The 9,634-nt window shown below is 67.3% G+C and carries 8 protein-coding genes; all 8 read right to left on the reverse strand.

Annotation, left to right across the window (positions count from 1 at the left end; translation table 11 throughout):
* Positions 1-3 precede the first annotated feature (3 nt).
* Entirely contained in the window at positions 4-654 is a 651-nt protein-coding gene (locus MPC4_RS16080; protein WP_174513410.1) for a sarcosine oxidase subunit gamma, read from the reverse strand.
* On the reverse strand, positions 647-3,622 hold the full coding sequence (locus tag MPC4_RS16085; protein WP_174513411.1) for a sarcosine oxidase subunit alpha family protein: 2,976 nt from the start codon (positions 3,620-3,622) through the stop codon (positions 647-649). Before MPC4_RS16085 ends, MPC4_RS16080 begins: the two co-directional genes overlap by 8 nt.
* Positions 3,619-3,900: a sarcosine oxidase subunit delta gene (locus MPC4_RS16090; RefSeq protein WP_174513412.1), complete on the reverse strand. Its 282-nt coding sequence runs from the start codon at positions 3,898-3,900 to the stop codon at positions 3,619-3,621. Before MPC4_RS16090 ends, MPC4_RS16085 begins: the two co-directional genes overlap by 4 nt.
* Positions 3,901-3,954: 54 nt before the next feature.
* Positions 3,955-5,205, reverse strand: a complete 1,251-nt coding sequence (locus MPC4_RS16095; RefSeq protein WP_174513413.1) for a sarcosine oxidase subunit beta family protein — start codon at positions 5,203-5,205, stop codon at positions 3,955-3,957.
* 70 nt (positions 5,206-5,275) lie between these two features.
* Positions 5,276-6,577, reverse strand: a complete 1,302-nt coding sequence (gene glnT, locus MPC4_RS16100) for a type III glutamate--ammonia ligase (protein WP_174513414.1) — start codon at positions 6,575-6,577, stop codon at positions 5,276-5,278.
* 103 nt (positions 6,578-6,680) lie between these two features.
* Positions 6,681-8,015 carry an FMN-binding glutamate synthase family protein gene (locus MPC4_RS16105; protein ID WP_174513415.1) on the reverse strand — a complete coding sequence of 445 codons (1,335 nt, stop codon included), beginning with the start codon at positions 8,013-8,015 and terminating at the stop codon, positions 6,681-6,683.
* The gene (locus tag MPC4_RS16110) at positions 8,015-8,722 is read right to left on the reverse strand and encodes a protein glxC (protein ID WP_174513416.1); all 708 of its coding nucleotides are present in this window, start codon (positions 8,720-8,722) and stop codon (positions 8,015-8,017) included. Before MPC4_RS16110 ends, MPC4_RS16105 begins: the two co-directional genes overlap by 1 nt.
* Complete coding sequence (locus MPC4_RS16115; RefSeq protein ID WP_174513417.1) at positions 8,719-9,618, reverse strand: class II glutamine amidotransferase; 900 nt, start codon at positions 9,616-9,618, stop codon at positions 8,719-8,721. The genes MPC4_RS16110 and MPC4_RS16115 overlap by 4 nt, the downstream gene beginning before the upstream one ends.
* Positions 9,619-9,634 lie beyond the last annotated feature (16 nt).

The raw sequence follows: 9,634 nt of genomic DNA on the forward strand, positions 1-9,634 counted from the left end.
GCTTCAAGCCTCGTCTTTGAGCTGAACCCAAAGGGCGTATTGCTGGCTGGCTTGGATGAGTGCGCTGTAGAGGCTTGCGGCGAAGCTTCTGGCGACGGCGCATTCATAGGCTTCTCCGGCGGTTGTGCGGCGGAGCTGGACGCTCATGCCGTGCAGCTCGGTGGCGGCGGCGGCGCCGGGCGGGAAGGCGGCCGGGTCGAGGTCGAGGCGGACGAGCTTGACGAGCGCGTCGGCGGCGCGCGGTCCGCTGAGCCTGAACGCCGTGAAGCCATGCGAGACATCAACGACGGTCGCGAGATCGCGCGCCGCCGCGATCAGCGCGGCGCGGCGCGGGGCGCGGTCTTTTCCGCGCGCAATGGCGTGCCAGCGCGACGGGCCGACGCCGACGAAGGAAAAGCCGCCCGCCTCGACGGTTCGCGGGCCGTCGGCCGGCGCCTGTCCGAACGCCGCGCCGATCGCCGCGATGAGCTCCGCCGTCCTGCCGCGGCGCGCCTCGATGTTGAAGCGGTCCTCGCCGGCGACCAGCTCCAGCGTCACGCCGGGCTGCGGCGCCGGCGCGCCAAAACGTCCGGCGCGAAAATAATGCGGCGTCAGCTCCAGGGCGAGCCCGGCCGCGGCGGCGGCCGCATGAGATGTTGCAAAGGGTTCAGACACGGGAGCGCTCGCCTTTCGGATCAACGAAGCAGGAGGCGACGATTTCGGCGGCGACGTCGCCGCCGCGAAGGGGATCGTAAACGCGCACTTTTTCGCCGATCCGGTCCGGGCCGCCCGACACCAGGGCGAGGCCGATCCAGGAGGACAGCGTCGGCGACCAGCAGGCCGAGCTGATCCAGCCGAGATCCGTTTCGGCGCAGGGAACGGCGCCGGCCGGGATGATATGCGCGCCGCCGCGAAGGCGTTGATTGGGATCAAGCGGCCTGACGCCGACGAGGCGCGGCCGGGCCGGATCGACGAGCGCCTCGCGCGCGCAGAGGACGCGGCCGACATGATCCTTGTCCCTGGCGAGCGCGCGCGCCATGCCGAGATCATAGGCGGTGGTCTGGCCGTTGATCTCGCCGCCGGCGGGATGGCCTTTTTCGATGCGCATGACGCCCATTGCCTCGCTGCCATAGGCGACGACGCCATAAGGTTCGCCGACCGCCATGACGCGGCGGATCAGCGCGTCGCCAAAGCCCGCCGGCACGCCAAGCTCGAAGGAGCGCTCGCCGGAGAAGGACAGCGCGCAAAGGCGCGCCGGAACGCCGCCGCAGATCGTGATCTCGGCCGCCCGCATCGGCGGAAAATCCGCCTGGGTGATCAACACCGGCGCGTCGACGAGCGCCTGCAGCACCGCCGGGGATTTCGGCCCGGCGATGGCGAGCTGCGCCCAGCCGTCGGTGACCGCCGTGAGGTTGACGTCGAGCTCCGGCCACAGGACCTGCCGGCAATATTGCATGTGCCGGTACACCGGCGCGGCGTGCGCCGTCGAGACATAGGCGACATATCTGTCCTCGGCGAAGCGGGCGAACATGCCGTCGTCCTTGAGGAAGCCGTCCTCGCGCAGCATGATGAGATAGCCGCAGCGCCCGACCTTGATCGCCGACGGGCGCATGGCGCAGACGAGATCGAGGAACTTTGCCGCGTCCGGCCCCTCGACCTCGACTTTGCCGAGGGTCGAGACGTCGGTCACGCCGACGCCTGAGCGCACCGCATTCACCTCGCGGTTGGCCGTCGCCAGGAGATCCGCGTCGCCGGCGAGCGGAAAATACTGCGGCCGCTTCCACTGGCCGGCGTCGATGAAGGGCGCGCCGCGCTCCAGCGCATAGGCGTGGATCGGCGTCTCGCGCAAAGGCTTGAAGGCGCCGCGCCGGTGCGCGCCGGCGACGGCGCCGAGGGCGACCGGAATCACCGGCGGGCGCGCCAGCGTGACGCCGGTCTGCGGGATCGACTGGCCGGTCAGCTGCGCCATGATGGCGAGCGCGTCGAGGTTTGCGGTGCGGCCCTGGTCGGTCGCCATGCCGAGCGTCGTATAGCGCTTCAGATGTTCGACCGAGCGATAGCCTTCGCGATGGGCGAGGATGACGTCGGAGGCGGTGACGTCGTGCTGGAAATCGACGAACACCTTGGCGTCCCCGCCCCGGCCCGGCCGCCACCAGGCGGGCGCTGATCCCGCCGCGCTGTGCCGGACGGCGGGAAGCTCGACCGGCTTGACCGGGAGGCCGAGCGCCTGCAGGGCCGCAGAGCCCGCGTCGGCGCCGCTTTTCAGCGCCTCGCCCGGCGCGAAGAGGCCGGCCGCCGCCCCCGCCATGTGAAGGCCGTCGACGCCAGGGGCGAGGAACGCCTGGATCTTGTCGGACCAGGCCGGACGGCCGCGAAAACAGCTCGCGAGCTGAATAGAGGGGTTGAAGCCGCCCGAGACGGCGAGCGCGTCGACGGCGAAGTTTTGCGCGGCGCCCGATCCTTTGACCGTAATGGCGCTGAGGCCCTTGCGCCCTTGCGTGGCGACGACGGCGCCATTGAGCACGACGGGAACGGCCTTCGCCACATCGGCGAACTCCGCCGGCGCCTTTTCGCGCGCGTCGATGACGGCGACGGGCGCAAGTCCCGCCTTGATGAGGTCGCGCGCGGTGAGCCAGCCGTCGTCGGTCGCCGTATAGACCGCGATTTGGCGGCCCGCGGCGACGCCGAAGCGGTTGAGATAAGACCGCACGGCGCCGGCCAGCATGATCCCAGGCCGGTCATTGTCCGGGAACGCCAAAGGCCGTTCGCTCGCGCCCGTCGCGATAATGGCGCGGCGGGCGACGAGGCGCCAGAAGCGCTGGCGCGGCGTGAAGGGCGGCGGCTCCGGCAGATGGTCGGCGACCCGCTCCAGCGCCGCGAACACGCCGCCGTCAAAAGCCGCGACGACGCTGGTGCGCGAAAAAACGCGGACATTCGGCATGGCGGCGAGTTCGGCCGCGACGGAGTTCGCCCATTGGGCGGCCGGCTGGCCGCCGACGCTCTCGCGCTCATCGAGAAGCCGGCCGCCAAGGCGCGGCTGATCCTCGCAGAGAATGACTTTCGCGCCCGCGCGTCCAGCCGTCAGCGCCGCCATCAGCCCCGCGCCGCCGCCGCCGACGACAAGCAGGTCGCAATGGGCGTTCGAATGCTCATAGCTGTCCGGATCTTCGAGCGCGCTGGCGCGGCCGAGCCCGGCGGCGCGGCGAATGACCGGCTCATAGATTTTTTCCCAGAAGGACGCCGGCCACATGAAGGTCTTGTAGTAGAAGCCCGCCGCGAACACCGGCTTCAACAGGCCGTTCAGCGCCATGACGTCGAAGCCGAGCGAGGGCCAGCGGTTCTGGCTCGACGCGACAAGGCCGTCGTAGAGTTCGATCGTCGTCGCCTTGACGTTGGGTTCGCGCCGCGCGCCGGAGCGCAGTTCGACGAGCGCGTTCGGCTCCTCGTGCCCCGCCGAGAGCACGCCGCGCGGACGATGATATTTGAACGAACGGCCGACGACGCGCACGCCATTGGCGAGCAGCGCCGAGGCCAGCGTGTCGCCGGCCCAGCCTTGATAGCTCCTGCCGTCGAATGTGAAGGACAGCGGGCGCGAGCGGTCGATGAGGCCGCCGGAGCCCAGCCTGAAGCCGCCGCCGCTCATGACGCCTGCTCCGGCGCCCGCGTCGCCTCGACCTTCAAAATGTCGTGCGTGCGCGTGTCGCGCTCGATGAGAAGCCAGCTCTGGCATCCCGCCGCGTGGAACCAATGTTCGCGGTGGAGCCCGGCCGGGTTGTCGCGCAGATAGACGGCCGCGGCGAAGGCGGCGCGGCTCGCGGCGCTGTCGAGGCCGCCGTCGGCGCCGGGCCGCGCCACGGCTTCGCCATTGACCGCGAACTCGGCGAGGTCGCGCGGCCCGCAATAGGGACACTGGATCAGCATGCGTCAAAACCTTGTGCCGGGCGCCGGTGACGATCATTCATGACGATTATCATCTCAATGCAGATTGGGCGACGGACCGGCGCCCTTTTCATCGATGACGCATCCGCGCTCGAAGCGATCGAGCCGGTAGGCCGCGGCGGCCGGATGCGGCTCGCCTTTGGCGATCAGATGCGCGAAGCAGAAGCCCGCCGCCGGCGTCGCCTTGAAGCCGCCGTAGCACCAGCCGCCATTGAAGAACAGCCCGTCGACCGGCGTCCTGTCGATGATCGGCGAGCCGTCCATGCTCATGTCCATGAGGCCGCCCCAGCTGCGCAGAATGCGCAGGCGGCCGAGCATCGGCATCAGGGCCATGGCGTTTTCGGCGACGTCGGCGAAGATTGCGAGGCTGCCGCGCTGCGCATAGGACGGATAGGGCTCAAGATCGCCGCCGAAGACGAGGCTGCCCTTGTCCGATTGCGAGATGTAAAAATGCCCGGCGCCGAAAGTGACGACGCAGTCGATCACCGGCTTCAGGCTTTCGGATACAAAGGCCTGAAGCGCATAGCTCTCGATCGGGAGTCGCAGTCCGGCGAGCGACGCCACGCGGGAAGAGTTGCCGGCGACCGAGACGCCGACGCGCCGCGCGCCGATAAAGCCTCGCGTCGTCTCGACGCCGATGATTTTGCCGTTCTCCTGCCTGAGGCCGGTGACTTCGCAGTTCTCCACGATGTCGACGCCGCGCCGGTCGGCCGCCCGCGCATAGCCCCACACCACGGCGTCGTGGCGCGCCGTGCCGCCGCGCCGCTGCAGCAGGCCGCCCTGCACCGGGAAGCGGGCGTTGTCGAAATCGAGATAGGGCGCCATTTTCCGCACGCCCTCGCGGTCGAGCAGCTCCGCGTCGACGCCATTGAGCCGCATGGCGTTGCCGCGCCGCGCGAAAGCGTCGCGCTGCGCGTCGCTGTGACAGAGGTTGAGCACGCCGCGCTGCGACACCATGGCGTTGTAGTTGAGGTCCTGCTCCAGCCCCTCCCACAATTTCATGCCGAGTTCATAAAAAGGGATGTTGCCGGCAAGCAGATAGTTCGACCGGATGATCGTCGTGTTGCGTCCGGCGTTGCCGGAGCCGATCCAGCCTTTTTCGATCACCGCGACGTCGCGGATTCCGAATTCCTTGGCGAGATAATGGGCGGTGGCGAGGCCGTGGCCGCCGCCGCCGATGACAATCACGTCATAGGCCGCCTTCGGCTGCGCCTTGCGCCAGTGCGGCGTCCAGCCGGCGCCGCCGTTCAGCGCGTTCTTCAAAAGCTCAAAGCCGGAGAATGTCATCCGTCATATCTTTCGGCGCGGATTTGTGATCGACGCGGGCGCCGCGCGCGGGCGCCCATGAGGCTGCGTTTCAGCAATCCAGCGTGTGGTCGCGCTCCCAGTCGCTGAGATGGCGCGTATAGTCCTGCCATTCCTGGTGCTTGAGCTTGGCGTAGGAGCTGACGAAGGACTCGCCAAGGCCCTCCTTGACGATCTTGGAGGATTCGAAGAGACGGAGCGCGTCGAGCAGATTCTGCGGCAGCTTCTTCGCGCCATTGACCTTATGCGGCTCGGCGTACATGTCGAAGTCGGAGCGCTCGCCCGGATGACGGTTGCTCTTCATTCCGTCAAGGCCGGCGACGAGGACGCTGGCCTGCAGCAGATAGGGATTCGTCGCGCCGTCGGCGAGGCGGAACTCGAAGCGTCCGCCCTCGGGAATGCGGATCATATGCGTCCTGTTGTTGCCGGTGTAGGTGATCGAGTTCGGCGCCCAGGTCGCGCCGGAGGTGGTGCGCGGCGCGCTGAGGCGCTTGTAGGAGTTGACCGTCGGATTGGTGAGGGCGCAGAGCGCGTCGGCGTGCTCCATCAGGCCGCCGAGGAAACGGTAGCCGAGCTCCGAGACGCCAAGCTCGCCGTCCTTGTCTTCAAAAGCGTTGTCCTCGCCGCGCCAGAGCGACACATGCGAGTGGCAGCCAGAGCCGGTCAGATTGAGGAACGGCTTCGGCATGAAGGTCGCCCGCATGCCGTGTTTCTCGGCCAGCGACTTCACCATATATTTGAAGAAGGAGTGCCGGTCGGCGGTCTTCAGCGCCTCGTCATATTCCCAGTTCATCTCGAACTGCCCGTTGGCGTCCTCATGGTCGCTCTGATAGGGCTTCCAGCCGAGCTCGTCCATCGCTTCCGAGATCTCGGTGATGACCTCATAGCGCCGCATCAGCGCCTGCTGGTCATAGCAGGACTTCGTCTGCTTGTCGGCGCCGTCCGCGATGCAGGAGCCGTCGGGCGCGAGCAGGAAAAACTCGCATTCGACGCCGGCCCGCATCTCATAGCCAAGCTCCTTCAGTTCGGCGATGAGGCGCTTCAGCACATTGCGCGGGCCCTGATCGACCGGCTTGCCTTCCATGTAGAGATCGGCGGCGAGCCAGCCGACTTCCCGCTTCCACGGCAGCTGGATGAGGCTGTCCGGATCCGGCACCGCGAACATGTCCGGCATGGCGGGCGTCATATCGAGCCAGGTCGCAAAGCCCGCAAAGCCCGCGCCGTCGCGCGCCATCTTGTCGATCGCCCGCGCCGGCACGAGCTTGGCGCGCATGTGGCCGAACAGATCCGTGTAGGATACCAGGAAGTTCTTGATGCCGCGCTCCGCGGCGACTTCCGATAGCAGGGTCGACATAAGCTTCCTCTCCAAATATTGTGACCGTTGGTTGGCCGATACGAACCTTCGAATTGTTCAAGCAATTCGAAGTCCACAGCTGGGCGACGTGGGTCTGCGCCCGCTATCGTCCTCCGGCTCCCGGAATCCACGACGTCCCGGCGAGCGGAACGCCGGCCATGGCGGCGGCCTCCACCGTCAGCGCCACAAGATCCTCCGGCTCGAGATTATGCACATGGCTCTTGCCGCAGGCGCGCGCAATGGTCTGCGTCTCGAGCGTCAGCACCGACAGATAATTGGCGAGCCGGCGCCCGGCCGCGATCGGGTCAAGCCGCCTTGCGAGCTCGGGATCCTGCGTCGTGATGCCGGCCGGATCGCGCCCTTCATGCCAGTCGTCATAGGCGCCGGCGGTCGTGCCAAGGGCCTGATATTCGGCCTCAAGATGCGGGTCGTTGTCGCCCAGCGCGACGAGAGCCGCCGTGCCGATCGAGGCGACGTCCGCGCCAAGCGCCAAAGCCTTGGCGACGTCGGCGCCGTTGCGGATGCCGCCCGAGACGATGAGCTGCACCTTGCGGTGCATGCCAAGGTCGCGCAGCGCCTGCACGGCCGGCCGGATCGCCGCCAGAATCGGAATGCCGACATGTTCGATGAACACTTCCTGCGTCGCCGCCGTGCCGCCCTGCATGCCGTCGAGAACGATCACGTCGGCGCCCGCCTTCACCGCCAGCGCGGTGTCGTAATAGGGCCGCGACGCGCCGACCTTCACATAGATCGGCTTCTCCCAGTCGGTGATCTCGCGCAGCTCCTCGATCTTGATTTCGAGATCGTCCGGCCCGGTCCAGTCGGGGTGGCGGCAGGACGAGCGCTGGTCGATGCCTTCCGGCAGCGTGCGCATCTCGGCGACGCGCTTCGAGATCTTCTGGCCAAGCAGCATGCCGCCGCCGCCCGGCTTCGCGCCCTGTCCGATCACCACCTCGATGGCGTCCGCCCGGCGCAGATCGTCGGGGTTCATGCCATAGCGCGAGGGCAGATACTGATAGACGAGGATCGAGGAATGGCCGCGCTCCTCCTGCGTCATGCCGCCGTCACCGGTTGTCGTCGACGTGCCGACCACCGAGGCGCCGCGCCCCAGCGCCTCCTTCGCCTGCGCCGAGAGCGAGCCAAAGCTCATGCCCGCGATGGTGATCGGGATCTTCAGTTCGATCGGCTTCTTGGCGAAGCGCGCGCCGAGCACCACCGAGGTGTCGCATCTCTCGCGATAGCCCTCGAGCGGATAGCGCGACATCGAGGCGCCGAGAAACAGGAGGTCGTCGAAATGCGGAACCTTGCGTTTGGCGCCGCCGCCGCGGATGTCGTAAATGCCCGTCGCCGCCGCGCGCCGGATCTCCGACATCGTCTGCGGATCGAACGTCGCCGAATAGCGCGGCAAGGTGCGCGGGATACGAATCTGATCGTTCATCAATAGGCCCCCGCATTGTCGACATGGAAATGGTAGAGCGCGCGCGCCGAGCCGTAGCGCCTGAACTCGCCGACGTCGACTTCGCCTGCGGCGCCCGCCCGCTCCAGCTTCGCGTAGAGCTCGGCGCGATGCATGTCGTCCATCGGCTTTTCGACGCAGTCCGCGCCAAGGCTCTTCACCGCGCCGCGCACATAAAGCTTCGCCTCATAGATCGAATCGCCGAGCGCGTCGCCGGCGTCGCCAAACACGGCGAGCGTCCCCGCCTGCGCCATGAAGGCGGACATCGGCCCGATCGAGCCCTTGACGATAATGTCGACCCCCTTCATCGAAATGCCGCAGCGCCCCGAAGCGTTGCCCTCGATGACGATGGCGCCGCCATGCGCCGTCGCGCCCGCCGCCTGGCTGGCGTCGCCCTTCACATAGATGAGGCCCGACATCATATTCTCGCCAAGGCCAAGCCCGGCGCTGCCGTTGACGATCACCGTCGCGCGCTTGTTCATGCCGGCGCAGTAATAGCCGACGTCGCCGTCGATCTCGATCGTCACGTCGGCGTCGACGCCGGCCGCCACGGCGTGCACGCCGCGCGGATTGAGAACCTGCCAGCGCGCGACATTGCTGCCTTCCCTGATCGCGTGAAGGGCGGCGTTGAGTTCACGCACCGAGGTCGCGGCGAGGTCGACCGCTTTCGCTGAAAATTGAGTGGTCATGCGGCGCGGTCCCAGAAATAGACGGTGGCGGGATTGGGCTCGAAGACGCGGGCGTTTTCGATGCCCGGCAGGCGGCTCAGAGCGCGATATTCGGTGCCGAACGCGACATATTGCTCGGTCTCCGCCATCACCGCGTGCTTGCAGCCGATCGGATCGCGCAACACGCCAAAGCCCGTGTCGGTGCCGACCACGAAAGTGTAGAAGCCGTCGAGATCCTTCAGCGAGGCTTCAAGCGCGCCGCCAAGGCTTTCCCCCTGCGCAAGACGCCACGACAGATAGCCGGCGGCGACTTCCGAATCATTCTCCGTCGCAAACGAAATCCCCTCGCGCGTCAGCCGGCGGCGCAGCTCATTGTGGTTCGAAAGCGAGCCATTGTGCACAAGGCACTGGTCCTTGCCCGTCGAAAATGGATGCGCCCCAGCCGTCGTCACCGCCGATTCCGTCGCCATCCGCGTATGCCCGACGCCATGCGTCCCGCTCATCTGCGAAAGACCGAACCGCCGCGCAACATCCGCCGGAAGCCCAACCTCCTTGTAAAGCTCCATATGAGAGCCGACCGAACTCACCGTCAGATCATCGTCAAGATCCCCGATCGCCGACAGCGCCAGGCCCACCTGCTCCGCCGCAACCGTCACAACCACATGCGTGCCCCGCGCGACGACGTCGACCTCGCCATCAAGCGCCGAAGCCAGCAATACAGCCAGCGCCCCGGCGTCAACCGAACGCCCCGCGCGAAGCGTGATCTTGATCCGCTCCGGCGAGCCATCGCCATAAATCGCAAAACCAGCGCTGTCCGGACCCCGAGCCGTCATCGTCTCAAGCATCACCGCAAGATGCCGGCCAAGATCCGGCTCAAGCGCTGGGTCCTTAAGGAACAATCCCACTATGCCGCACATGGCTCAAATGTCTCCC

The organism is Methylocella tundrae (genome assembly GCF_901905185.1).
Classification (GTDB): Bacteria; Pseudomonadota; Alphaproteobacteria; order Rhizobiales; family Beijerinckiaceae; genus Methylocapsa; species Methylocapsa tundrae.